This window comes from Dactylosporangium sp. NPDC051087 (assembly GCF_055586325.1).
This window is the reverse complement of the sequence record NZ_JBVJIJ010000017.1, coordinates 40,893-66,299: the sequence shown is the minus strand read 5'-3', so window position 1 is coordinate 66,299 and position 25,407 is coordinate 40,893. Positions and strand designations below refer to the sequence as shown.

20 protein-coding genes are annotated in these 25,407 nt (G+C 73.9%); 8 read left to right on the top strand and 12 right to left on the bottom strand.

What is annotated here, in order from left to right:
• Window positions 1-39: 39 nt before the first annotated feature.
• The 3 genes from ACZ6TV_RS30405 to ACZ6TV_RS30395 are packed head-to-tail and all read right to left on the bottom strand — an operon-like array spanning window position 40 to window position 3,220.
• Window positions 40-1,242 carry an alpha/beta fold hydrolase gene (locus ACZ6TV_RS30405; protein WP_465300717.1) on the bottom strand — a complete coding sequence of 401 codons (1,203 nt, stop codon included), beginning with the start codon at window positions 1,240-1,242 and terminating at the stop codon, window positions 40-42.
• 17 nt (window positions 1,243-1,259) lie between these two features.
• Complete coding sequence (locus ACZ6TV_RS30400) at window positions 1,260-1,646, bottom strand: hypothetical protein (protein WP_465300716.1); 387 nt, start codon at window positions 1,644-1,646, stop codon at window positions 1,260-1,262.
• Between the two features lie 59 nt (window positions 1,647-1,705).
• Complete coding sequence (locus tag ACZ6TV_RS30395) at window positions 1,706-3,220, bottom strand: DUF4419 domain-containing protein (protein WP_465300715.1); 1,515 nt, start codon at window positions 3,218-3,220, stop codon at window positions 1,706-1,708.
• Between the two features lie 158 nt (window positions 3,221-3,378).
• Here ACZ6TV_RS30395 and ACZ6TV_RS30390 point away from each other — a divergent pair, with 158 nt between their 5' ends.
• Both ACZ6TV_RS30390 and ACZ6TV_RS30385 read left to right on the top strand, forming a co-directional pair.
• Window positions 3,379-3,942, top strand: a complete 564-nt coding sequence (locus ACZ6TV_RS30390; protein ID WP_465300714.1) for a hypothetical protein — start codon at window positions 3,379-3,381, stop codon at window positions 3,940-3,942.
• A 334-nt stretch (window positions 3,943-4,276) separates the two neighbouring features.
• Complete coding sequence (locus tag ACZ6TV_RS30385) at window positions 4,277-4,915, top strand: ATP-binding protein (RefSeq protein ID WP_465300713.1); 639 nt, start codon at window positions 4,277-4,279, stop codon at window positions 4,913-4,915.
• 223 nt (window positions 4,916-5,138) lie between these two features.
• Here the strand turns inward: ACZ6TV_RS30385 and ACZ6TV_RS30380 are convergent, their stop codons facing one another.
• Complete coding sequence (locus tag ACZ6TV_RS30380) at window positions 5,139-5,489, bottom strand: hypothetical protein (RefSeq protein ID WP_465300712.1); 351 nt, start codon at window positions 5,487-5,489, stop codon at window positions 5,139-5,141.
• A gap of 442 nt (window positions 5,490-5,931) precedes the next feature.
• On the opposite strand from ACZ6TV_RS30380, the gene ACZ6TV_RS30375 reads away from it, so the two are divergent.
• The 3 genes from ACZ6TV_RS30375 (at window position 5,932) to ACZ6TV_RS30365 (ending at window position 7,675) form a co-directional block, all read left to right on the top strand.
• Window positions 5,932-6,627, top strand: a complete 696-nt coding sequence (locus ACZ6TV_RS30375; RefSeq protein ID WP_465300711.1) for a hypothetical protein — start codon at window positions 5,932-5,934, stop codon at window positions 6,625-6,627.
• Complete coding sequence (locus tag ACZ6TV_RS30370) at window positions 6,543-6,995, top strand: helix-turn-helix transcriptional regulator (protein ID WP_465300710.1); 453 nt, start codon at window positions 6,543-6,545, stop codon at window positions 6,993-6,995. Before ACZ6TV_RS30375 ends, ACZ6TV_RS30370 begins: the two co-directional genes overlap by 85 nt.
• 422 nt (window positions 6,996-7,417) lie before the next feature.
• A complete protein-coding gene (locus ACZ6TV_RS30365) occupies window positions 7,418-7,675 on the top strand; it encodes a hypothetical protein (RefSeq protein ID WP_465300709.1) in 258 nt (85 codons plus the stop codon).
• Window positions 7,676-7,679: 4 nt separating this feature from the next.
• Here ACZ6TV_RS30365 and ACZ6TV_RS30360 read toward each other — a convergent pair whose 3' ends face one another.
• The 3 genes from ACZ6TV_RS30360 to ACZ6TV_RS30350 form a co-directional block, all read right to left on the bottom strand.
• A complete protein-coding gene (locus tag ACZ6TV_RS30360) occupies window positions 7,680-9,983 on the bottom strand; it encodes a putative bifunctional diguanylate cyclase/phosphodiesterase (RefSeq protein WP_465300708.1) in 2,304 nt (767 codons plus the stop codon).
• A 91-nt stretch (window positions 9,984-10,074) separates the two neighbouring features.
• Complete coding sequence (locus ACZ6TV_RS30355; RefSeq protein ID WP_465300707.1) at window positions 10,075-10,749, bottom strand: 2OG-Fe(II) oxygenase; 675 nt, start codon at window positions 10,747-10,749, stop codon at window positions 10,075-10,077.
• Window positions 10,750-10,757: 8 nt separating this feature from the next.
• Window positions 10,758-11,708 (bottom strand): tryptophan 2,3-dioxygenase, encoded by a 951-nt coding sequence (locus ACZ6TV_RS30350; RefSeq protein WP_465300706.1) that lies wholly within the window; start codon window positions 11,706-11,708, stop codon window positions 10,758-10,760.
• A gap of 152 nt (window positions 11,709-11,860) precedes the next feature.
• Between ACZ6TV_RS30350 and ACZ6TV_RS30345 the strand changes: the two genes are divergently transcribed.
• The 3 genes from ACZ6TV_RS30345 to ACZ6TV_RS30335 are packed head-to-tail and all read left to right on the top strand — an operon-like array spanning window position 11,861 to window position 15,931.
• Window positions 11,861-14,041 (top strand): MMPL family transporter, encoded by a 2,181-nt coding sequence (locus ACZ6TV_RS30345; protein ID WP_465300845.1) that lies wholly within the window; start codon window positions 11,861-11,863, stop codon window positions 14,039-14,041.
• A gap of 58 nt (window positions 14,042-14,099) precedes the next feature.
• Entirely contained in the window at window positions 14,100-15,269 is a 1,170-nt protein-coding gene (locus tag ACZ6TV_RS30340) for a sensor histidine kinase (RefSeq protein ID WP_465300705.1), read from the top strand.
• On the top strand, window positions 15,266-15,931 hold the full coding sequence (locus tag ACZ6TV_RS30335) for a response regulator transcription factor (RefSeq protein WP_465300704.1): 666 nt from the start codon (window positions 15,266-15,268) through the stop codon (window positions 15,929-15,931). The genes ACZ6TV_RS30340 and ACZ6TV_RS30335 overlap by 4 nt, the downstream gene beginning before the upstream one ends.
• On the opposite strand, the gene ACZ6TV_RS30330 is transcribed toward ACZ6TV_RS30335, so the two are convergent.
• The 5 genes from ACZ6TV_RS30330 to ACZ6TV_RS30310 form a co-directional block, all read right to left on the bottom strand.
• Window positions 15,923-16,969 (bottom strand): serine hydrolase domain-containing protein, encoded by a 1,047-nt coding sequence (locus ACZ6TV_RS30330; RefSeq protein ID WP_465300703.1) that lies wholly within the window; start codon window positions 16,967-16,969, stop codon window positions 15,923-15,925. The two genes, ACZ6TV_RS30335 and ACZ6TV_RS30330, sit on opposite strands and share 9 nt — an antisense overlap.
• Window positions 16,970-16,973: 4 nt before the next feature.
• Window positions 16,974-17,774 (bottom strand): alpha/beta hydrolase fold domain-containing protein, encoded by an 801-nt coding sequence (locus ACZ6TV_RS30325; protein WP_465300702.1) that lies wholly within the window; start codon window positions 17,772-17,774, stop codon window positions 16,974-16,976.
• Between the two features lie 81 nt (window positions 17,775-17,855).
• Window positions 17,856-22,196: an MBG domain-containing protein gene (locus ACZ6TV_RS30320; protein WP_465300701.1), complete on the bottom strand. Its 4,341-nt coding sequence runs from the start codon at window positions 22,194-22,196 to the stop codon at window positions 17,856-17,858.
• A 78-nt stretch (window positions 22,197-22,274) separates the two neighbouring features.
• Entirely contained in the window at window positions 22,275-23,153 is an 879-nt protein-coding gene (locus ACZ6TV_RS30315; RefSeq protein WP_465300700.1) for a S41 family peptidase, read from the bottom strand.
• A 28-nt stretch (window positions 23,154-23,181) separates the two neighbouring features.
• Entirely contained in the window at window positions 23,182-25,284 is a 2,103-nt protein-coding gene (locus ACZ6TV_RS30310; protein WP_465300699.1) for an ATP-binding protein, read from the bottom strand.
• Window positions 25,285-25,407 lie beyond the last annotated feature (123 nt).

Genomic DNA, 25,407 nt, shown 5'->3' with positions numbered 1-25,407 from the left:
CGCGACCAGACCGCCGGCATGTGCGGGTGCTGGGCAGGCTCAGCCGCGGGCGAGGGTGAGCAGGCGGTCGAGGACCCGGCCGCCGTCCGTGCGCACGCCGTTGTGCAGGTACTCGTCGGTGAGCCACCGGCGCATGCCGGGCAGCAGGTCGGCCGTCTCCTCCGAGAACCGCCGGATCACGAACGGGTCGTCGGCGTAGATGACCGCCGCGCACGGCACGTCGACCCGCGCCAGCACGTCGGCGTCGTAGAGGCGCGGCCACTGGTGCTCCGCGAGGATGGCGGCGACGTCGCGGTACGGCCGCAGGCCCGGCGTGTCCTCGAAGTGCCAGGAGTAGAGGTGCTCGGCGGTGAACAGCAGGGAGTCGCCGGCGAAGTCGTCGGGCTGGACGCGGTCGGACGACCACCGGGTCGCGCCGCCGTCGGCGTAGCTCGACTCGTGCAGGACCGAATACATCGGGTTGCGGGCGTCGAACGGCAGCAGCGCGGCGACGTCGTGCCGGAAGGCGGGCGACGTGAAGTCCAGCTCCAGGACGTGGTGGACGTTCTCCGCCCCGCCGTCCGTGCCGAGCTGGTGACCGATGGTGCGCAGCAGCCGCCGGGAGATCGGTTCGCCGTCGGCGCCCCGGACGTCACCGGCGTCGCAGCGGTCGAGCAGTTCCCGCAGCCGGGCCGCGTCCTGCGGATACCTGCGGTGGTAGCGCCGGTTCAGCACGCGCATCACGTCGAAGGTGGCGGAGTAGACGTCGTCGACCGGCCGGCCCACCGGCGGAAGGCCGCCGGTGAACAGCGCCTCGCGGATGCTGTCCGGCGCGACGCACAGGTAGTGCAGGGCGCAGAACCCGCCGAACGACTGGCCGAGCAGGCTCCACTGCCGGGCGCCCAGATGCTCCCGCAGGCATTCGGCGTCCCGCACGATGGCGTCGGCGCGGAAATGCGTGAGCCGCTGCGCGTCCGCGGCGGCGTCCGGACCGGGATCGCCGTAGGGGGTGGAGCGTCCGGTGCCCCGCTGGTCGAGCATGATGACCCGGAAGTCCCGCAGGGCCCGCTCGAGCCAGGCCGGCGACGACGGCAAGGTCGACGGCCGGGGCGCCTCGAAACCGGGACCGCCCTGCAGATATACCAGATACGGCCGGTCCCGGCCGTCCGCGGCGGCGATCTCCCGCGCATACACCTCGATGGTCGGCCCGTCCGGGCGGTCGTGGTCGAGCGGGACCGTGATCACGTGGTCGGTCAGCAGCACCTGAGCATCGTACGGCTTCAGGTCGCCGGGCCGGGGCCGTCGCCCGGTGCCGCGGCACGCAAGGATCGCAGCAGCGCCGGCGAGACCGCGATCAGTCCCGCCGCGACCACCGTGATCACCGCCTGGGCGACCCGCGCCGCGACACCTCCGCCGGCATCGAGGACGTAGGTGGCGTAGGCGTTCGCGGCGGCGTCGCTGACCAGCACGGCGATCCCCAGGTGCAGCCCGGCGGGCCGGCGCAGCGCCAGCAGCACCGCGGCGAGCGGGTCCAGGGCGGTCAGGGCGATGAAATATCCGGCCAGCCAGTCCGGCGCCCACGGGTACCCGCCGGTCGCCAGCTGCACGAGGTGCACGACGGTCCCGTAGGCGAACACGGCGACCGCCGCCATCCGGACCATCCGCATGACACCATCGTCGCCGATCCCCGGCGCCCCGCTCACAGCGGGACGCTCAGCGGTGCTGGTCAGCCGGTCATCGGCTCGAGCTGGTCGAGCCGGCCGGTCTCCAGGTGCGCGACGTCGCCGCCGGAGTCGAGGGCGGCGTCGAGCAGCATGGCGAGGGAGGTGCCGAGCACCGGGACGTCGGCCGGGTCGTCGGCCAGGCGCAGCAGGGTCTGGGACCCTCTCGGAAGGTGGACCTCGACGTCCGCCACCCGGCACAGCACCCAGTACGTGGTCATGGTGGTGGAGAAGTCGGTGACCGAGACGATGGTCCGGCCGTCGGCCAGCTCGATGAGCGTCTCGGCCCACCCGCCCAGGAGGTCGATGTCGACGTAGCGGCGCTCGTTCGCCGGCACCAGCCGCCAGCTGCCGCCGAACATGGTCGCGGAGCCGATGCGGTGGTACAGCGCGATGACCTCGACAGGCGCGTCACCGGGCCGGTCCTGCGCCGGGGTGGTGTCGTGCTCACGCACGAGCCGGTCGATCACGTCGTCCAGCTCGATGACCGCCGGCGCCAGGTGCCACCCCGCGACCGGCCGCAGTGCGCCGTCAGGGTCCTGGGCGACGCCGACGAGACCGGCGTGCAGCGCCACCGCCCGGTTGTCGCCGCCGACCCGATCGTTGACGTTGACGACCACGCGTGACAGCGTGGCGCGGACCGAGGAACTCTGGACGCCTGGACCGGTGTAGAAGCTGCGGGGCGCCACGGTCACGTCGCGCGGCTCGCCGATCGGGAGCTCCAGCAGGGTGTTCGGCACGTCGACCGTGGCGCCCTGGAGGTACGGGTAGAAACGGGCCACCCAGCCGGTGATCACGTCGCCGCCGTACGCGTCGGCCGGGTTGCAGATCCGCCGCCAGAACTGCGGATCAGGGTCACCGGCAGCGGCCCGGACGAACTCGTCGGCGATCGGCGCGAGCGACCGGCACCAGGTCTCCAGGCCGAAGCCGGCGATCGCGTCGACCCGCGCGCGGATGCGACGCCAGTCCTCGACCGTGCCGGTCAACGTCACGGAAGGGATGCCGCACACGGTCACCAGCCACAGCGAGAAGTACGGCGAATACACGTCGAGCAGCACCACCCGCCCGGCCGTCCGCTCCACGTCCGTGCTCGTGGAGAAGTCACACTCGAACAGGTCCGCGTCGTCGATCTCGGCGGCGAGCAGCTTCGCGAACGCCTCGGTCAGGTGCGCCCACGACGCGGCGTCGTGCGGCACCGCCCCGTCCACGGTCACGGTGAGCCGCCGCTTGCCGGTGTGCCGGACCAGCCGCGTCCGCACCTGCTCGGAGTGGAGCCGGACATGCTGCGCGACGCCCTGCGCGATGGTCAGCCACACCGCGTCGGGCGACAGCACCAGCGGCCGGTGTTCGGCGAACGCCCGGACGACGGCACTGAACAGCGGATGCACCCCGTCCGGCTCGAGCACCGGCAGCCCCGGGTCACCCCCGAACGCCAGCGCGTCAGGAAACAGCCCGCCGAGCGGCCGCGTCGGCAGCGGAGAGCCGGCGGGCACCACGTCATCGACCGGGAAGGTGCCCATGCCCGTACAGTACAGATCTTGAAGGGTGGGTTCGACTGGCGTCGTCGGGTGGGTATGGCGATGGGATGCGGTATCCGGATGGTGGCGGTCTGACCGTTCAAGACCTGTAGTGCCCTGCGCCGTTGTGGACGGCGGAGCCGGCTGGCAGGATCGATCGGGTGAGCGTGGCGCGGGCCGTCGGACACCGGTTGACGCGCGCGGTCCTCTGGCTCGGCATCGGGGCCGTCGCGGTCGCATGGATGTGGGTCGGTGCGCTCGGCGTGCGGGCCGCGACCAGGGAGGCGCTGGCGCGGGGCGGACTGATCGGGGCGGACGGCACCGTCGTCATCGCCGACTGCCGCACCGAGACCATCGACGTCGAGACCAACACCAGGTTGGCCGACTGCACCGGCACCTTCACCGCGGCCGACGGCTCCACGCCGGCGCGGCAGGTCGTCGTGGAGGGCACCGACGGCGAGCTGCCGCCCGGAACTCCCGTCAGCGCACACGTGGTGGACGGGACGGCGTATCAGCCCTCGTGGGTGCAGTGCACGGTCGTCGCCGCCATCGCGCTGTTCGTGGCCCTGCTCGGGGGCCTGCCGCTCATCCCCATCACGCTGGTGCTGTTTCACCAGGTGGCCGGCGATGATGCCCAGCTGCCGGACGGGTCGGGCTTCGTCGCGCTGCTCACGATCGCCGTCGTCGGCGAGAGCACGCTCACCTACCTGCTGTACTTCGCCTGACGCCTTTGAACATTCCGTCGTGCACGACCTCGTCGAACCGGTTGCGGGCCGGCGGAAGGTCCGGCCTGGCTGGATCATCGCGGTGTGCGGCAGCCGGTGAGGGACCTGGATGACGCGTCGTAACACGTCCGCCGCACGGCGCGCCGGGGCGTGGGCCGTGGTGCCGGCTCGCCTCCGGCGCGTGGTCCGCCGCCGCGCTGTCACCCAGCGGCGACATCGTCGCGGCCGTCTACCAGGACCGCGGTGGATCATCGATCCGGACGCTCGAACCGCAATGCTGAGCGCCGGGGCCGGAAGTGGGCAACGTCGAAGACAGCGCCGGGATGATGGTGTGGTGAACGGTCAGGACGGAGGCCGGTCGACGATCGGTGACATCACGGTGTGCCCGCCGTTGATGGCCGTGCGCCGGCGTCCGCTGATGTACCTGGGGGTCGATCGGCACGACCCGGCGCCGCCCGGACGGGTCCTGCGTCGGGCGGTCCAGCTGGCCGCGGCCGATCCGCAGCGTCTGGTCTCCCGGGTCGAGGTCGTCATCGAATCAGATCTGGTGTTCTCTGTGCGGGACAACGGTGCGGGTCTTGCCGTGGATCGGATCCGGCCGCAGCGGGAGCCGTGGGTGGCCGAGGCGTTGACCGGCTTGTTCGCCGGTCACGGGCCGAGCCCGGCAGGCACGGGCCTGGCCGTTGTGACGGCCCTGTGCACCGCGGTCGTCGCGGATGTCTGGCGGGACGGCCGGCACTATCGGCAATGGGCGGACTGGCGATTTCCACCCCCGCAACTGCAGGTGCTCGGCGAAACTGAGGAACACGGCACCCGGGTCCTGGCCCACCTTGACGGCGCATACTTCGGTCCCCGCGCACGCCTGCCCCTCGATGTGGCTGAACTGCTGTCCAAACCCTCCGCGCAACGGCCCTTGCCGGGCGACGTCGACCTGAGCGTGATCGATCGACGTCGCGACACCGACACCGACTGAGGCTGGACGCCGCAGACGCAGGGCATCCGCTCAGAGGCGCGAGGTACGCGACTGCACCAGCCGCGGACCAGGGGCGCCGTAGCGGGCACCCGGACGGACCTGCCGCGACCACATCGGGTGGACCGCGTCTCGGTTGAGCGCCATCGCCGGGCCGGCGTCCGAGAGAGCGCCGGCCCGGCGACTGTGTGCCCGTGCGTGATCGGCCATCCGGTTCGTGCGGATTTCAGATCCGGACCAGGCACTTGGTTTTGACGTATCCCGTACGGCCACTGCCCGCGTTGACCGTCTTCCACTGGCTCGAGACGAGTCCACCGGGGCAGTCGGTGTAGAAGGCGCCGCCACCGTTGCCGCAGGTGGCGTAGAACGTGGCTCCGTTGGCAAAACTTGTCCAGGCGGCGCCGACCGCCGGCTGCTTGTAGACGCGGATGCCGCCGGCGTGGTTGACGCGGTAATGGCAGGTCGCCGCCGGCTCGGCGCTGGTGGCAGCGGCCGCGCCTTCGGAGGCCTGCGCCGCTGCCGCCGGGAGCGCGAGGGTCGCCGCGGCCAGCGTCATGGCCAGCGCAGCAGAGCGCAAGCCGAGCATCCGCGGGCGTCGCCGGTCGTTACCGGCCCGTGCGTGTCGAACATCTGCTCCGTTTCGTGCGTGGCGCTGCATGATGTTGCTCCTCCTTGCTGTCGGTGTACCGGACCGGCATCGTCGAATGTGGACGGTCGGTCCGAGGCCTCGTGCCGGGATGCTGCGTTCGCGTGTTGCTCAGCCCCGGCTGTCACGTGGACATCGCGGCCGGCGCCACCGATGACGAACGCTGCGAAAGCCGCCTCCGTCATCGAGTGACCTGCGCGCACCGCTCAGATCGACGGCCTGATCCGTCGTAGGCCATGTACGACCAACGTACGTATGCATCGACGCGCCGGTGAATCCCGTGGTCTGGGGTTCCACCGGGGTAATCGGCGGGGGGTGACCCCCACGAACGAGGGGGATGCCCGGACCGCCGACCCGTCGTAGGCTGTATCAAGTGGGTATCGACCAGGTCATCGCCGCGCGGGACCGCGTCCTCGCTGCCGACGCTGCCGAGCGCCCGCCGACCGAACTGCTCAGCGACGTGCTCGAGGCACTGCACGGCGTCGCCGCGTTCTCGGTCGCGGCGCTGCTGCTGACCGACACCGAATCGATGCTGCCTTTCGGTGGTCTCGTCGAGGGGCTCGCCCCTTCCCAGTGCACGCCGTTCTGGGACAACGAGCTGCTCGACCCGGACTTCGCCAAGTTCACGTCGCTGGCACGGAGCGCCGAACCCGTCGCCACGCTGTCGCAGCTGACCGACGGTGACCTTGCTCGCAGCCCGCGTTACCGCAAACTGTATGAGCCCGCGGGCGGTGGCGACGAGATCCGGGTGGCCTTCACCACCGGCACATCGTGCTGGGCCGTCGCCGCCCTGGTCCGCAGCGCCGAACTGGGACCGTTCCCCGCCGAGGAACCGCACGGGGTGCTCGAGCTCGTCCCTGTCGCCGCCCGGGCGATTCGCTCCGCCGTGATGCGCCGCGACCGGGCCACGGCCGATCAGGCGCCGACGATGCTCGTCATCGGCGGCGACGCGTCACTCGTCGCGGCAACACCGGCGCGGCGGACGTGCTGGCCGATCTCGCCACCCAGGGCGTCGACGTCGACGTGCCGACGGTCGCTCTGGCCGCAGCGCGACGAGCCAAGAACCTGAAGAACGCCACCGGGATCTCGATGCGCGCCCGCGGCAACTCCGGCCGCTGGTTCCGCCTCCACGCCGCCCCGCTCGACGACCGCCAGGTCGCCGTCATCGTCGAGCCAGCCGGTCCGGCCGACCTCGTCTCCATCGTCATCGAGTCCTACGGCCTCACCCAACGCGAGTCCGAAGTGGTGCCACTGCTTGCCCGGGGACTGTCGACCAAAGAGATCGCCGCCGAGATGTGCATCTCGCGTCACACCGTCAACGACCACATCAAAACGATCTTCGCCAAGTGCGCGGTGACCAGCCGTGGCGAACTCGTCGCCAGACTGTTCGCCGACCACATCCTCGAACATCACCACGCGGCGACCGTGCACTGCTGAACACCGCACGCAACGTCCCGGAAGGATGCCTTGGCCGTCGCGGAGGCGCATGCGTCCATCACCCGCCGGCGGTGCGGGAGAGCGCATTGTCGCGCCGCGGGCCGAAGGGCTGATCCGCATCGCCCGGCCCGCGGTCGCCGCGGTGCACCGCTTCCATATCGCGCCGCCCTGCCGCAGGTCGGTCTGTCGCGCCGGGTGCAGCCGGCCTCGCGGCTCCAGCAGGTGTCGCGTTGCCGCGTACGGGCCCGCGCTACGCCGGGCTGTCCGCGGACTGCCTGCGCCTGGTGCCCGGGGCTCCGGTGCGGCGGCGGATCATCGGAGCAGCACCACCGACCATGACAACGCCCCGACCGCCCGGGCCGGTTGTCGCAGCCTGACAAGGATCGCAGGGCGCGGGCCGGTCCGGCGGGTAGGCTCGACGCATGCGGCTCGGCAGCGGCGGTGACTCCGCAGGGGTGATCCGGACGCAGCCGGTCCCGGTGGCCAGGTTGACGGTCGTCACCGTGGTCGAGGCCGGCGACTGGGCCGTGGAGCTCGCGCGGCCCGTCTTCCTGCGTGTGGGCGAGCGTGTCTGGGTCGAGGGTGACGCGTTGTGCGTCAGCCGGCCTGACGGGCACGTCACCCGGCACGTCGGGGACGGCTACTGGATCTGCCGCCGGGGACCCGCACCGGACGCGTGAGCGCTCAGGCCGCCGCGGTGGTGAGCGGGGCGGGGGCGAGCATCCGCACGATGCCGGTCGCCGGCATCGGGCGGGCGAAGTGGTAGCCCTGCGCGGTGCGGTAGCCCAGTGCGGCGAGGCGCTGGGCCTGCTCGGGGAACTCCACGCCCTCCGCGACGACGTCCAGGCCGACGGCCTGCGCGAGGGCGATGACCGCGGAGGGCATCGCGCCGCGCCGGCCCTCGCCGGTGCGCTGCACGAACGAGCGGTCCAGCTTGATCTCGTCGACGGGCAGGTCCTGCAGCAGGGTCAGCGACGAGCGGTCGGTGCCGAAGTCGTCCAGGGCGACCCTGACCCCGGCGCGGCGCAGGGCCTGCAGGTGGTGGGTGGCCTCGCCGAGCGCCACCGCCGTGGTCTCGGTGATCTCCACGGTGAGGCGGTGCGGGGCGATGCGGGCGTCGGCGAGGACGGCGGCGACGCGGTCGGCGAACCCGGGGTCGGCCAGCTGCCGCGCGGAGACGTTGACGTTCATCGAGGCGGGTGCGGCCGGGCCGTGCACGGCGGTCCAGGCCGCCAGCTGCCGGCACGCCTCGCGCAGCACCCAGTCGCCGAGCGGGACGATCAGGCCGGTGCGCTCCGCGACGGGGATGAACTCCACCGGCGGCAGCGTCCCGCGGGTCGGGTGGGCCCACCGCACGAGGGCCTCGACCCCGGTGAGCCGCCCGTCGTGCAGGTCCACGATCGGCTGGTACTCCAGGAACAGCTCGCCGTCCTGGATGGCGTGCCGCAGTTGCGCGCCGAGCGCGGCGGAGCCGGCGACCGCGCCGCCGAGACCCGCGGTGTACCGAACGCAGCCGCTGCCGCCGTCGTGCTTCGCCGCGTACATGGCGATGTCGGCCATCCGCAGCAGCTCGCCGGCGTCGTCGCCGCTGCGGCCGTCGGCGATGCCGATGGAGGCCCGCACGAGCAGCTCGTGGTTGTCGGCGACGACCGGGTCGGCCAGCGCCGCGATCATCCGCTCGGCGATCTGCTGCGCGGCGGCCGGGGTGATGCCGTCGAAGAGGACCACGAACTCGTCGCCGCCGAGCCGGGCGACGACGTCGCCGGGGCGCACCGCGTCGGCCAGCCGCCGCGCGACGGCGACCAGCAGCGCGTCGCCGGCGCCGTGGCCGAGCGTGTCGTTGACGATTTTGAAGTCGTCGAGGTCGATGAGGGCGACGCTGACGTGCCGCTCCCGGTCCGGGTTGGCGAGCGCGGCGGCCAGCCGCTGGTTGAACAGTGCCCGGTTGGGCAGCCCGGTGAGGGCGTCGTGGGTCGCGTTGTGGTCCAGCCGGGCGAGCAGCTCGGTGTTCTCCCGGAACGCGGTGACCTGCCGCCACACCACCAGGACGGTCAGTGTGACCGCGACGATCGCCGCCACCTGCAGGTCTTCGTCGCCGGTGGCGATCAGGGCCAGCAGCAGCGCGTCGACGGCGCCGACCGCGGCGTACGGCAGGATGCTGAACGGCCGCCGGCTGGCGGTGCGCCGGGTGTCGGGGCTGGTCAGCGTCCGCCACTGGGCCTGCGCCGCCGCGGTGGCGCAGATCATGACGACGGGGATGCTGATCTGGGTCAGGTTCAGGTGCGGCTGGTCGAGGATGAGCAGCTGCAGGAAGCCGCTGAGCGCGCCCGCGATCATGCCGAAGGCGAAGAGCCGCAACGCGCCCCGGGCGACGAACACGTGCCCGGAGAGGGTCACCTTGGCGATGGCGAACACCACGACCAGTTCCAGGACGAGGGTGGAGCTCGCGGCGACCAGCGACGCCGTGTGGTAGCCGTTCGCCTCCAGCAGCGGGCGGGCCTGGTAGTGCCACATGAACACCGCGGCCGCGAGCAGCACCGTGCCGGCGTCGAGGCCGATGCGGATCCGGTCGCCGCGGCCGGAGGTGCCCAGCGGCAGCCGCCACAGGCCCCACAGCAGCACCAGCACCGCGGCGCTGAACGCGCCGGCCGTGACCCCCGACATGTCCTGGGTGACGGGGTCGGCGCTGAGCGCGTCGCGGGCGTTGAGGGCGGCGCCGACGCCGGCGAGGGCCGCGCAGATGGCCAGGTGCCGCCAGAAGCGCCGGGTGGGGACGCTGAAGCGGGCGGACCGGGCGATGCCGGCCGAGACCGCCGTCGGGATGACCACCGACAGCGGCGAGGCCAGCCACAGCAGCGGCAGCGGGCCCCGCAGCTCGCCCAGGTTCGCGGCGAACACGGCCAGCGCGAACAGCGCCAGCGCGATCGAGCCCAGCATCGGCGTGCTGGGCCGGGCCGCCCGTAGGGGCCAGAGCCGTCCGTACGCCATGTGTGTCCCTCCACCGTGCCCGCTGTACAGCTGCCATGATCGGCGGCCGTCACCGGCGCATGAGCGGGCGGCGGTGGCAGGGTGGCTGTGCTCAGGTGCCGAACAGTTGCTCGTCCAGGCCGGCCGGGCGGGCGGTCTCCGGGCAGGACGGCGAGTAGTAGTTCATCGTCAGCACCGCCCGCATGGCGTCGTCGCGGCGCAACGGCTCGACGTAGTGGGCGTTGCGGCGCGCGTCGAAGAAGTACAGCTGCCCGGCCGCCGGGTAGATCCGCATGGCGTCCGCGTCGACGCCGTCGACGTCGCGGGCGGCGCGGTCCCGGGCGACGACGAGGGCGCCGCCGGTCTCCTCGGTGCACGTCGTCAGGTACAGCAGCCCCTGCATCGGGTTGCTGTCGACGTGGCACGGGTAGCGCATCGTGATCCCGTCCTGGATGTTCAGGCTCAGGGCGCGGTTGTCGGTGGCGGTCTCCTGCAGCTTCTCGTCGACGGTGCGTTCGGCGAGCTCCTTGAACCAGCCGCTGTACAGCTCGAACGTCCACGGCAGCGTGCGCCGCAGCACCTCGCCGTCGACGCTGTGCATCGGGATCCGCGCGTCGGCGACCTCCCGGGCGGTGGTCATGGTGGGCCGGAAGACGCGGTGGACGGCGTGCTCGCGGGCCACGTCGAGCAGTGCGGTGGCCCAGCCGCCGGGCAGCAGGTGCCCGACGTCGTAGACGTGCCAGTGGAACGGCAGCTCCTGCGGCGGCTGCCAGGCGGTGCTGGTCATCGGTCCTCCTATGCCTTGTGCCCGGCCATGGATTCCTGGTACTGCTGCACCGCCTGCCACAGCAGCGGGAACCGCATGTGCGCGACGAACCGGTCGAGCACGTCGACGGACCGTCCGGTCAGGCTGACCGGCCCGCCGGAAGCGCCGTCCACCGGCAGCGAGCGCAGCGTCGGGTGGCCGCCGAGGCGGGCCCACACCATGCGCTGGTGCTCCTGCTGCCAGCCGAGTATCGCGTCGTCGAGCTCCAGCATCTCCAGCGCGATCTCCCGCAGGTCCGGGTGCGTCGAGCCGGCCTCCAGCAGTGCCGTCTCCGACGCCAGCCCGGCGTCGGACAGGGCCGTGGAGAAGCAGCGCCACAGGTGCCGGCACGCCTTCTGCAGGTTGCGCATGCCGGGGGAGTCCAGGCCGCTGCCGCCGTCCGGCAGGCTCGCCCGGATCTGCAGGAACTCCGCCTGCGGAATGCCGGTCCGGACCTGGTTGAGATGCGTCACGGTGAGCCGTTGCAGGTCGGTGGCGCGGCGCAGCAGACGGTGCGCGGACCGGTGTTCGCCGCAGCCCAGGTCGTCGGCCGCGCGAATGATGTCGAAATGCATGTTGTACCAGAGCAGTTCAGCGGTCAGATGCAGTGTCTGGAACAGCAGAAAATCCGGGTGCGGCATTTCCGGCAACGGGTGCAACGCCCTGACCGCGGCGGTGAATCGCACCACATCGTCATAGGCGGTCGGTCCGCCGACGGCGAACACCGGCCCCGACATTCCGTGTTCGTGCTGCCCAATGCCTACGGACCTGTGGCATTCGTCGTTCATGTGAACGGTTCGCTCCGTTTCCACGCATGACACAAAACGCGTCGCAAACGTTTCTGGACGAGAAATCACATGGGAATTACGTCGCGGACACGCTACCGAGTGGCACTGACGGGTGTCAATGATGCCGGAACCCGGCACGGAATTGTCGGACAACGCTCGTACTGCAGCCGCAGGAGTGCTCGCCCGGCCGGCAGGTTCGGATTACGTAGCCGGGAGCCAGCACCCGCACGACGACACGGGACGGTCCCGCGCGGGACCGTGAGGCCTTCCGGCAGCGGCAGAATGGAGACGGTCCCGTGGCGGCGATGTTGGCTCGGCTCGGCCGGTGGTGCACCAGACGCCGGGGGACGGTGGTCCTCGCATGGCTGGCCGTCCTCGCGGGGGTGACGGTGGCGGCGCTGAACGCGCCCGCGGTCCCCGACGACGACTTCTCGGTGCCCGGCGTGGAGTCGCAGCTCGCGTTCGACGTGCTGCGCGAGCGGTTCCCCGGGATCACGGCCGACGCGGGCGGCGCGACGGTGGTGTTCGTGGCCCCGTCCGGCGCGAAGGTGACCGACGCGCCGTACCGGGCGGCGATCGAGGAGACCGTCCGGAAGCTCGGCGACGGCGGGCAGGTCGCGATGGTCGGCGACCCGTTCGCCGAGGACGGGGTCAGCGCCGACGGGTCCGCGGCCTACGTGAACGTCGCCTACACCGTCGGCGCCACGTCGGTCACCGACGCCAGCCGCGCCGCGATCACCGCCGCCACCGCCGCGGCCAGGACGTCCGGGCTGACGGTCGACGCCGGCGGCAGCGCCCTCGAGGGAGGCGGCGGCGGCCCGGCCGGCACCGCCGAGCTGATCGCCGTCGCGCTCGCCGCGGTCGTCCTGCTGATCACCCTCGGCTCGCTCGTCGCCGCGGGCCTGTCGCTACTGACCGCGCTGCTCGGCGTCGCGGTGAGCATGCTGTCGATCCTCGCGCTGAGCCACACGTTCGGCCTGTCGGCGACCACCGGCACCCTCGCGCTCATGCTGGGCCTGGCCGTCGGCATCGACTACGCGCTGTTCGTGGTCTCCCGCTACCGGGAGGAACGCGCCCGCGGGCTCGCGGCGCAGGACGCCGTGTCCCTCGCCGTGGGCACCGCCGGGTCGGCCGTCGCGTTCGCCGGCCTGACCGTGGTGATCGCCCTGGCGGGCCTGTCGGTGGTCGGCATCCCGATGCTGACCAAGATGGGCCTGACCGCCGTCGCCGCCGTGGTGGTGGCGGTACTGGTAGCGCTCACCCTCGTGCCGGCGGTCCTCGGGTACGCGCCCGAGCGGGTCCTGTCCCGGGCGGCCCGGAAGTCCCCGGCGGACCAGGCCACCGGCGAGGGCGGCACCCGGTGGGCGCGGTTCGTGCTGCGCCGCCCCGTCGCCGTCCTGATCCTCGGCGTGGTGCTGCTCGGGGCCCTCGCGGCCCCCGCCGCCGGGCTGCGGCTGGGCATGCCCGGCGACGAGTCCAGGCCGGCGTCGAGCACGCAGCGCCGCGCGTACGACGCCCTCGCGACGGCGTTCGGGCCGGGCTTCAACGGCCCGCTGATGTTCGTCGTCGACGTCAAGGGCGCCGCCGACCCGCAGGCGGCGGTCGCCACCGTCGCCGGACGGGTCGCCGGGACGGCCGGGGTGGTGTCGGTGTCGCCGCCGCACTTCAACGACGCCGGGGACACCGCGATCTTCGACGCCGTCCCGGCCACCGCGCCCACCGCCGCCGCGACCATGGACCTCGTCCGCGACCTGCGCGCGGCCAGGTCCCGGCTGACCGCCGGCACCGGCGCGACGTTCCAGGTCAGCGGGACCACCGCGGTCAACATCGACCTCGCCGCCAAGATCCAGGGCGCGCTGGTGCCGTACCTCGCCACCATCGTCGGGCTCGCCGTGCTGGTCCTGCTGGTCGTGTTCCGGTCGGTCCTGGTCCCGGTCAAGGCGGCGCTGGGGTTCCTGCTCTCGGTGCTCGCGGCCCTCGGCGTCCTCGTCCTGGTGTTCCAGGAAGGCCTCGCCGCGGGACCGCTCGGCGTCGCGCAGACCGGCCCGGTCATGAGCGCCGTGCCGATCTTCCTCATCGGGATCGTGTTCGGGCTGGCCATGGACTACGAGGTGTTCCTCGTGTCGCGGATGCGGGAGGCGTACGTCCACGGCGAGGACCCGCGGCAGGCGATCGGGTCCGGGTTCCGGCACAGCGCCCGCGTCGTCGTCGCCGCCGCGCTGATCATGATGGCGGTCTTCGGCGGGTTCATCACGGAGCAGGACCAGTTCATCAAGATGATCGGCCTCAGCCTGGCCACCGCCGTGCTGTTCGACGCGTTCGTCGTCCGCATGGCGATCGTGCCGGCGGTCCTGGCGCTCCTCGGTCACCGCGCCTGGTGGCTGCCCCGCGGGCTGGACAGGGTCCTGCCCCGGGTCGACGTCGAGGGTGAGCGCCTCGACCGGCACCCGGTGCCGCCCGAACTGGTGGGAAGCCGCGAAGGCTGAGGGCCGCACCGGGAGATACTCGACCTTGGCAAGCAGGTACACGACGGGAGCGCGCGCGATGGTCAGCCTCGAGTATGCCGAGCGGCATCCGCGGCTGACCGACGCCGCCGTCGCGGTCGCGCTCCTCGTCGGCGCGGTCCTCGGGGTGCACCTCGTCGGGCCCGGCGAGGGCCGCCCGCAGGACATGTGGATCGCCGACGTCCTCGCGGCACTCGCCTGCCTGGCGCTGCTCAGGGCGCGCGAGCACCCGCGGGCCACCGTGGTCGTGACGGCGGCCGGCGCCGTCGTCATGGGCGGTCTCGGCTATCTGCTGACGCCGCTGCTGCTCGCGCCGGTGATGGCGGCGCTGTACTGGCTGGCGGCGTCGAGCCCGGCGCGGACGGCGTGGGCGTACGGCGGCGTCACCACCGTCCTGGTCGTGTGCGCCGCCGTCGGCGTCGACGACCTCGACGAGACCGTGGTGCTGCGGGTCATCGGACCCGCACTCTGGCTGCTGCTGCCGCTGGCGACCGGGCGGCTGTCCCGGCTCCGGCGCGCCTACCTCGACGCCGTCCACGCCCGCGCCGAGCACGCCGAGCGGACCCGCGAGGAGGAGGCCCGGCTGCGGGTCACGGAGGAACGCATGCGCATCGCCCGCGACCTGCACGACGCCGTCGCCCACCACATGGCCGTCGCCAACGCCCAGGCCGGCACCGCCGCCCACCTCCTCGACGCGGACCCGGCCCTGACCAGGAAGCTGCTCGCCGACCTGAAGGTCACCACCTCCGCCGTCATGCTGGAGCTGCGCGACACCGTCGGCGTCCTGCGCCACAGCGGCGACGCCGACCCCCTCGAACCCACGCCCGGCCTGGCCCAGCTGCCGCAGCTGCTGGACGGGTGCCGGTCCGCCGGGCTCGCCGTCGACCTCGCGACCGAAGGGGAGCCGCGGGACCTGCCGCCCGGGGTCGACCTGACCGCCTACCGGATCATCCAGGAGGCCCTGACCAACGCGACGAAGTACGCCGCGCCCGCGACGGCCTCGCTGCGGCTGCGGTACGGCGGCGGCACCCTCACGATCACGGTCGCCAACGCCACCGGAGCCGGCGCGGCACCGCCGAACGGGTCCGGCTTCGGCATCATCGGGATGCGGGAACGCGCCCACGCCGTCGGCGGCGAGCTGCGCGTCAACGACGGCGACGGCTTCGAGGTCGTGACGGCGCTGCCGCTGCCGCCGCGGGTGGCGCCGTGACGATCCGCGTGCTCCTCGCCGACGACCAGGCGCTGCTGCGCGGCACGTTCCGGCTGCTCATCGACTCGTGCGAGGACCTGGAGGTCGTCGCCGAGGCCGCGGACGGCGCGCAGGCCGTCGACCTCGCCCGCGCGCACCACCCCGACGTCGTGGTGATGGACGTGCGGATGCCCGGCACCGACGGCCTCACCGCCACCGAGACCATCTGCGCCGACCCCGGCATGGCCGGCACCCGGGTGCTGATCCTCACCACGTTCGAGAACGACGAGCACGTCGCCCGCGCCCTGCGCGCCGGCGCGAGCGGCTTCCTCGGCAAGTACGTCACCACCGACACCCTCCTCGAGGCGATCCGCACCGTCGCCGCCGGCGACAGCCTGCTGTCCCCGGGCGCGACGAAGGCACTCATCGCGCAGTTCCTCGCCGCGCCGCGACCCGCGCCGCCGCTGCCGGCCGCGCCCGGGATCGGCGACCTGACCAACCGTGAGCTGGAGGTCGTGAAGCTGGCCGCCGACGGCCGGTCCAACGACGAGATCGCCGGCGAGCTGCACCTCAGCGTCCTCACCGTGCGGACCCACGTGCAGCGGGCGATGACCAAGCTCGGCGCCCGCGACCGGGCCCAGCTCGTGGTCATCGCCTACCGGAGCGGCCTGGCGTCACCCTGAAGCGTCACCTGAGCTGTCACCTGAGCCGTCACCCGGGACGTCGTGCTGGAGCGCGTCCGCGACGGTCGTCAGGAGCCGGGCGCACCACGCGTTGAACGGCGCCCGGTCACCGCGGGCCGGGTGCACGCGGTTGCTGAGGACGGCGACGCCGTAGCCGCGGCCGGGTTCGAGCCAGATCCGGTTGCCGACGAACCCCGACATGCCGTAGCCGTCCGCGCCGGCGCGCGGCCCGCCGAGCCCCCGGGTGGGGGTGAGCCACCAGCCGAGGCCGAAGCGCTCCCCGTCCTCGTTCGACGACCAGCGATCGCGCGCGGCCGCGTGCAGCGCCGGGGTGGTGACCCGCTCCGCGAGCCAGTCCTGGCCGGCCCGGGCCACCTGGCCGATCGTCGCGAACGCGCCCGCGTGCCCGGCGACGCCGCCCATCGCCGCGGCGTTCTCGTCGTGCACCTCGCCGGTGATCAGCCGCCCCCGCCAGCCGCACCGCTCGGTGGCGACGGCCGGGCCGGGCAGCGGCGCGAACCGCGGGCCGTGCCGCCCCTCGGCCAGGGACCGCCCGGTGAGCGCCTCGACCATCGCGCCGAGCACGACGAAGCCCACGTCGCTGTAGACGGCGCCGGCGCCCGCGGCGCGTTCCGGGCGGGTGCCCAGCGCCGCGTCCACGATCCGGTCCCGTCCGGTCAGACGCTCGAAGAACCGGACGGTGGCGGGCAGGCCGGCGTCGTGGCTGAGCAGCTGCGCGACGGTCGCGTCCGCGAACGGCGCGGCCCGGGCGTCCGGCCACGCGGCGCGCAGCGGGTCGTCGAGCCCGATCCGCCGCGCGGCCACCAGGTCGAGGACCTCGGGGACCGTGACGAGGACCTTGGTGAGGCTCGCCAGGTCCCACCAGTCCCGCGGGGTTACGGGCCGGCCGGTGCCGAGGTCGGCGACGCCGTGCACGACCTCGGCGAGCTGCCGCTCGCGGGTGAAGACCGCCACCGCGACCGCGGGCATCGGCGCCCGCCCCACGAGCGCGGCGACCTGCCCGGCGAGCGACGGCACCGGGTCAGCGGCCGAGGACGTCGTCGAGGAAGTCGGCGCCGGCCTCGGTGAGGCTGCCGACCTCGACGGCGGCGCCGGCGAACACGTGCCGGGCGCCCTCGACGGGGATCACGTCGCACCGGACACCCTCCGACCGGAGCGCGCCGGCGAACCGGACGGCCTCCGCGAACGGCACGATCTCGTCCTCGGTGCCGTGCACGAGCAGGAACGGCGGCGCGTCCCGGTGGACGTTGTGCAGCGGGCTGGCCAGCCGCGCGACCGCCCGGCGCTCCGCGATCGGGCCGCCGAGCAGGATCGCCGGGAACTCGAACGGGTCCTCCTGCCGCGCCAGACCGGCGAGGTCGGCCGGGCCGTACCAGATGATCGCCGCCTGGACCGCGGTGTCGCCGGTGCCGGTCAGCGCGGCGACCGCGGCGATCTGCCCGCCGGCGGACTCACCCAGCACGGCGAGGCGGGCCGGGTCGAGCCGCAGCGCCGTGGCGTGGTGGCGCAGCCAGCGGATCGCGGCGTCGACGTCGGCCTGCTGCGCCGGCCAGGTGGCCTCCATCGCCAGCCGGTAGTCGACGTCGGCGACGGCATAGCCCCGGGCCACCATGCGCTCGTGGAAGCGCTGGTCGACGGTCCACACCCGGCTGCCGGACGTCCAGGCGCCGCCGTGGATCCACAGCACGACGGGGAACGGGCCGTCGCCCGGCGGCACGTGCAGGTCGAGGTGCAGCGGCCGATACCCGAACGGTGCCGACACCACACAGTTGGCGTGGGTCAGGGTCTTGCGCGGCTCGGGAACGGGATGGAACTCGGTCATGGGCCCGGCTTTCGGCTCGGCGCGGCGGGGATGACGGCACCGCGTCGACGGCCCCCCGGACATCGGCCGCAGCATATCGGGTCACGAGAAGACACCGAACGCCGCCGCGATGCCGACCGCCACGACCGCGCCGCCGGCGAGCTCGCGCCGCCAGCTCTGCGAACGCTCCTCGCCCTCGCGGCCGAACAGCTCGATGAGGGAGAACACCAGACCGGGCAGGGACAGCAGGACGAAGCCGTTGACGATCCGCGACGCCGGGTCCTCGATCAGCCAGGCGAGCGCCAGGCCGGACACGGTGCCGACGAGCATCATGAAGACCGTCTTGACGATCCGCTTCGGCAGGACCCCGAACAGCTTCGGCAGGTTCGGGAACGCGTCCTCGTAGACGCTGAGGACCTGCGGCACGAGGAACAGCGCCGCGCCGACCCACAGCTGCCACGGGGTGCCGAGGAACGGGACCGCCACGAAGATGAACATGCCGGTGCGCAGGCCGATCGCGCAGAGCCGCTGGACCTTCCCGGCCTTCTGCAGCTTCTCCGGGCGCACGGCACCGAGCCGCGCCGGGTAGGCCCAGCCGGCCAGGGTCTCCAGCACGATGCGGGCGGCGATGGCGGCGAGCGCGAAGAGCGCGAACCGGTCGGCGTGCGCGGCGATCGGCAGCTGGTGCCCGGCGAGGCCGCTCAGCGCGCCGAGGCTCTTCTGGACGGCCCAGCCACCCATGAGCGAGGCGATGAACACGTCCGCGCCGCGGGTCCACCAGTCCAGCCCCGTCTGCGGCGTCGGGCGGCGGAACGGCCGGACGACACCGGCGAGCAACGCGATCGCGAACCACATCGCGCACACGCCCAGCAGCAGGCGCAGCGTGTCGGTGGAGGAGACCCCGCCGGAGGCCACGACGACCGTGGCGAACCCGAGGGCCGCGGCGAGACCGGCGAAGGCGTCGAAGATGCCGAGCACGACGAGCGCGAGCATGATCCCGGCGCCGGGCAGGGGCGAGCCGTGGCTCTGGACGGCCGCGGCGACACCGAGGGCCGCGCCGCCGGCGGGCATCGCCCACCAGCCGCCGCCGAGCATCGCGCGCAGGTACGAGCCGTCGGTCAGGATCCGCGCGAGCAGCGGGGACCTCGGTGCGACGCGCTGCGGCAGGTCGAGGCTGCGCCGGTCGAGCCAGCCGGTCGGCAGCATCCGCCAGCTGAACGAGGTGTCGCCCCAGCCGCCACCGGCCCACTTCTCCTTGAAGTGCTTCGCCGACCCGGACGCGATCTTGCCGGCCTTGCGCTGCCCGCCGCCCTGGCGGGAGCCGGCCCTGGTGGTCCCGCCGCCGGCGAGGGCGGCGCCGCCCGCGCTGGCGGTGATCGCCAGGAGGGTGAAGCCGGCGACCGCGGTGGTGACGACGGCGTCGGCGTGCGCGGCCGGGATGTATGCGGGGAACTGGGCGAGCGCGTCGACCGCGTCCGGCAGGGCCGGTGCGGCGACCGCCGGCCGGTCGGTGCCGCCGGACTTGGTGCCGCCGGGCGTGGTGCCGGTGGCGCCCTTCGTGGGCGCGGTCGTGGGCGCCGCCGCCGCGGGGTCGTCGACGAGCAGGAGACCGACGCTCAGGGACCGCTGCGCACCGTCGGCGGTGACGCCGTTGACCTGCAGCGCGTGCTGACCGGTCGGCAGGGTCGCCGGGACGGGCAGCTTCGCCTCCACGGCGCCCTTCGCGTCCGTGGTGACCTGGCCGATGAGCACGGGGTCGGAGAACAGCCACACGTCGGTGCGGGTGTTCGGGGCGAACCCGGTCATCGACACCGCCACCTGGTGCTTGCGGTCGACGACGAGCTTGCCGTCGGCGTCGAGCGGCTGCCGGCTGCTGTCGGCGCCGACCGCGGCGACCGCCGCGGTGAAGCCGCCGCCGGTGAGCGTGACACCGCCGCCGGTGGCGGGCGCGATCGTGACCGGGGCGGACCTGCCGTCCACGGTGGACATGGCGGTGTTCGGGGCGAGCGCCGGGCGGGCGCCGGTCGCCGGGTCCTTCACCGGCACGGCCGCGGCCTGGGCGACGGTCAGCTTCGCGACGACGGGCGCGGCGGTCCAGTCGGGGTTGTCGAGGGTGGCGACGACCCGGTACGTGCCGGCCGCCTTCGGCGCCTGGCCGCGCGTGTCGTAGGTGACGGCGGTGCCGGCCAGCCCGGCCGGGGTGGTGCTCACCTCGGCGGCGCGGGGGCCGCCGTCGGCGACCTGGGACAGGGCCCGCACGTGCAGGGTCGCGGCGCCCCGGTCGACGGGCGTGGTGGCCGTCGCGGCGGCCGCCGGCAGGTAGGACTCGTCACCGGCCTGGGCGGCGGTGACGGTGCAGGTGCCCGCGTGGGTGGGCGCCAGCGCGGTGCCGGCGTCGACGGTGCGCACCTCGCAGGTACCGGCGGCGGTGACCTGGACCGGCAGCCCGGCGCTCGACTCGGCGGTGACGGTGCCGGCGTCGCCGCCGACGGTGAGGCGGCGCGGGGCGGTGAGGGTCACGGTCTGCACGGCGCGGGCGACCTCGACGGAGCGGACCACGTCGGTGGCGGCGAGCCGGTTCGCGTCGCCGTCCTGGTGTGCGGTGACGACGCACTCGCCGCCGCGGGTGTAGGCGAGCGCACCGGAGCGCACCTCGCAGCTGCCCGTGGCGGTGAACCGGACCGGCAGCTTGGCGGAGCTGGTGCCGCGCAGCGCGCGGGGCGTGTCGCCGTAGGTCGCCGCGTCCGGCTGGGCGAAGTCGACGTCCTGGGCGGCCTTCGCGACGGTCAGCGTCGCGGTGAGCGTGCCCTCGTAGTTGGCGCCGCTGACGGTGGCGACGACCTGGTAGGTGCCGGCCGCGGTCGGCGCTGTGGCGGAGCCGTTGTAGGTGACGCGGACCGTGCCGGCGGCCGAGGGCACGGCGGACGCGGTGACGGCGCGGGACGTGCCGTTGTACACCTGCGACAGCCCGCCGAGGGTGATGGTGACGGCGCCCTTGGCGACGGCGAACGACCGGGCGACCGGCGGGGCGGCGAGCCGGTCGGCGTCGCCGGCCTGGGTCGCGGTGACCGTGCACTGGCCGACGCCGGTGACCGTCAGGGTGCCGCCGTCCGCAGCGCAGGGGCCGGTGACGGTGTACTGGACGGGCAGGCCGGAGTCGCTGGTCGCGGCGAGGTGGATCGGGTCGCCGCCGTACCTGCGGTCGACGATCTCCGGGAACGTGATGGTCTGCGGCGCCTTGGCGACGACGAGGGTGCCCGACGCGGTGCCGGTGTGCGTCGGCGACGTGTACGCGGCCTGCACGGCGTAGCTGCCGGCGCTGGTCGGCGCGGTCGCGGAGCCGTCGTAGGTGACGGCGACGGTGCCGTTGCCCGGGTCGGGGTCGGCGGTGACGGTGACCTTCCGCTCGGTGCCGTCGTACGTCTGGCCGAGCCCCGACAGGGACACGGACACGGGTGCCTTGGCGATCTGGAACGTCCTGGAGACCGGCGCCGCCGCGGTGTAGGTGCCGTCGCCGGGCTGGGCGGCGGTCAGCGTGCAGGAACCGACACCGGTGACGGTCACCGTCGAACCGGACACGGTGCACGCGCCGGCCGCGGTCAGGGCGACGGTCAGGCCGGACGAGGCGGTGGGGCTGACGGTGAACGGGGCGACCCCGTACGTGACCTCGCCGACCGCCGGGAACGTGATGCTCTGCGCGCCGGGCGCGCTCGGCTGCCCGCCGCGGACCTGGTGCACGTAACGGCCGAGCTGGGCGCTGGCGCCGGAGTTGCGGACGAGGCCGGTGGAGGTGTTCGCGTCGGCGAGCGCGCCCGCGACCCCGGAACCCGGGTACACGTAGGTGAACGTGCCGTTGGAGTAGCCGACGGTCAGGCCGCCGGCCGGCTCGTAGGCGAGACGGTCGTAGTTCATGACGATGTCGAAGTTGCCGGCGCCGGTGTCGGACCGGTCGACGATGACCAGCTGCGAGCTGTTGAGCCGGTCCGAGCCGTTGCTGTAGTAGCCGACGTTGACCCAGTTCACGCAGAACGCGGGACGCCCGGCGTACGTGATCGGGCCGTACGACACCGGCGTCGTCCCGCCCGGGCGGGTGTCGACGTCGAAGAACGCGACCGCGATGATCGGGCTGCCGAACGCGGCGAGGTTCAACCCGGAGAACCCGGTGTAGGGGCTGCCGAACGTGACGTCGCCGTTGTTGTTGACGTAGAAGTCGTTGTACGTGGTGCCGAAGAAGTTGACCGGGAACCCGAGCGGCACCGGCCCCGACGACCCGTCGTCGGTGCGGGGGGCGTACGTGCCGACACACCCGGCGTCGGTGACGACCGCGTTCGGTCCCGCCGCACCGGCCGGCTTCACACCGACCGCGAGGAACGCCCCCTGCACCAGGAGCAGCAGGAGCGATAGGACACGGTAGGTGCGTCGGAGACGGCCGGAGTCGGTCATGGACGCCCTATCGGCGCCGCCGTCAGAGGTTTGACGGGCGGCCGGGTGCACGAGCGGTGCGACCGGGTTGCCGCCCGGCTACGCGCGCGCCTGCCGCAGCCAGGTCACGGCGGCGGTGAGAGGGTCGGGGACGCCGGGGTCGTCGGGCTGCAGCGGGCCGCGGTGGACGGTGCGGTGGTGGTCGGCGAAGTAGGAGGCCGTCAGGTGCATCCGGGTGCCGTCGCGCAGCTGGTGGGTCTCGTTGGCGCTGGTCATGCCGAGCGTCGGGGTGCCGAACGTGCGCACGTGGGGGCGGCCGCGGAAGGCGACCGCGACGGCCTCGCCGGAGCTTGCCGTGGAGCCGTCGGTGAGGACCGCGACCGGCGCGTCGACGGGCGGGTTGCCGGTGCGGGCGAGGGTCCGGCCGGCGAGCACGATCCGGCCCCGGCGCAGCGCCCATACCTGGTCGGGCCCGTGCGGGGGCACGAAGTGGCCGAGGACGCCGTCAGGGAGCAGCGGCACGGCCACGGCGAGCATCGGCCACATGTTGCCGCCCTGGTTGCCGCGCAGGTCCACGACCCACCCGGCGGGCCCGGCGGCGGTCAGCTCACGCACCACCTGGTTGCCGGTGTCGCGGTAGCCGCGGGAGTCGCCGCCGCACGCGGGCAGGCGCAGGTGGGCGACGCCGTCGACGAGCCCGCCGGTCGGCGGGGGCGGCGCCGTGCCGGTGGTGTGCGCGCCGGGCGGGCGCAGGCCGCTGTGCGGGCCGCCCGCCTGCCGCAGCACCCGCCGCAGGGTCTCGTGGGTGGCGGCGTACTCGACCGCCCCGGCGCAACCGGCGAGGGCGTCGGCGCGGGCCGACGGCCAGTCGACGTCGTCGCGGTGCAACGCGTTGCGTTCCATGAGCCCGAGGGCGTGCAGCAGATACCGGCGGACCCGTCGGCGCGCGAGGCGCTCCAGGACATCGGTGACTGTCACGATGCGCCTCAGCGTACCGGCCGCGGGCCTACGGTGTGGCCCGGTCGAGTCTCGCTCGGCCGAGCGCCGCGTCCGCGTGGCCGATCGCGTCGAGGATGTGCACCGCCCGGCGCCATTCCTCGCGGGCGGCGTCCCGCTGACCGGAGGCGTCCAGCGCGTCGCCGAGGTGCAGGCGGATCTCGGCCTCGTTGACCCGGTCGCCGGTCGCTTCGATCAGCACCAGCGCCTCCCGGAAGCAGGCCATGGCCGCCGGCAGGTCGCCGAGGTGGTGGTGGGCGTGACCCATGCTGTCGAGGGTGTTGAGCTCGCGGGTCGGGGCGCCGATCCGGCGGAGCAGGGCGAGGGCCTCCCGGCCGTGCTCGAGGTTGCGCCGGTGGTCGCCGAGCAGGCCGTGCTGGTATCCGACCGAGTTCAGCGCCTCCGCCTGACCGAGCAGGTCACCGGCGGCGCGGTACAGGACCAGGGCCTGCTCGTTGTGGTGCAGCGCCGCCCGGTTCAGGCCGCGCCGGCCCAGGACGGTCGCCATGTTGAGGTGCGTGTGCGCCTGCCCGGTCGGGTCGCCGGCCGCCGCGAACAGGGCCAGGGCCAGCTCGGCGTGCCGGTCGGCGTCGGCGTCCACGCCGAGGCGGCCGTACGCCCGCAGCAGCGCCCGGTGCGCCTCGGCCTGCCGGGCGACGTCGCCGGCCTCGACCGCGACCCGCAGGGCGGCGTGCTGCATCGCCGCCCACTCGTGGCAGTGGCCCTGCCGCGAGAAGTACACGGTCGACGCCCACGCCAGCCGCCACGTCTGCTGGGTGAGCCGGGCGGCGGCGGCCAGCTCGACCGCGGCGACGAGCCCGGCGCGTTCCGCGGCGAACCAGGCCAGCGCCTCCTCGGCCGAGGCGAGCCGCGGGACGTGCGTGCCCGGCAGCGGCGGGTCCAGCGTGAACTTCCCGCGGTGCGGGGTGATGAGCACCGCCGCCGCGTAGGCCGCGTGCACGTAGTGGTCGAGCAGCCGCTGTACCGGCGCGCCGTCCGCGTCCTCGGCGGCCAGTTCGACGGCGTAGGCGTGCAGCAGGTCGTGGGCCGCGTAGCGCCCGGCCGTGTGCTCGGTGAGCAGGTTGGCGCGGCACAGCTCGCCCAGCTGCGGCCGGACGTCCTCGGGCGGGGCGCCGGCGAGGCTGGCCGCGGCGTGCACGGTCACGTCCGGCCCGGGATGGCGGCCGAGCAGCCGGAACAGCCTTGCCGCGGCCGGGCTCAGCCGCTGGAACGAGCAGGCGAACGCGGCGCGCACGTCGGCGTCGTCCTCGCGCAGCGCGTCGAGCCGGTCGCGGGCGGCCCGCAGCTGCCCGGCGAGCCCGGCCAGGGTGAGCCCGGGTTCACCGGCCGCGCGGGCCGCCACGATGGACAGCGCGAGCGGCAGCCCGGCGCAGCCGTCGACGATCGCGTCCATGGCCTCAATGGCCTCAATGGCCCCGACGGCCCCGACGGCCCCGATGGCGCAGCTGTCCACCCGGTCGCCGCCGAGGCGGTCGGTCAGCAGCCGGTGCGCGGCCTCGCGGTCCAGCACGCCGAGCGGCAGCGGCAGCGCGCCGTGCGACGCGACCAGCCCGGTCAGCCGGTTGCGGCTGGTCACCAGGGCGACGCAGCCGGGGGAGCCGGGCAGCAGCATCCGCACGTGCTCGGCGTCGCGGGCGTTGTCCAGCACGACCAGCATCCGGCGGCCGGCCATCATGCTGCGGAACAGCGCCGCCTGCCCGTCGAGGTCGGCCGGCAACGTCCCGGCGGCCGCGCCGAGCGCGTCGAGGAAGCCGCGGACCGCCTCCGCCGGGTCGGTCGCCGGCCGGTCCGGGTCGAAGCCGCGCAGGTTCACGTACAGCTGGCCGTCGGGGAACCGGGCGGCCCGCAGGTGCGCCCAGTGCAGCACGAGCGCGGTCTTGCCGACGCCGGCCATGCCCCAGACCGCGCCGACCCGCACCGCCGTCGGCTGCGAGCCCGGCGGCGGGAGCAGCGTGTCCAGCCGGGCGACGGCGGCGTCCCGGCCGGTGAACCCGTGCACGTCCATCGGCAGCTGCGCGGGGGCGGCAGCCGGTCGCGCACCGCCGCCGCGGTGGACCTCCATCGGGCCGGGCACCCGCCTCTCAAGCTGCACGGCACCTGTGTAGCAAACGTGCCGGCCCGCATCGACTGTGATCCCACCGTGGGGCCGCCGCCGCCCAGCTCTGACCGCCTGTGACGGGGCAGCGCCGCGGCGGCGCACCGTACTAGGATCGGC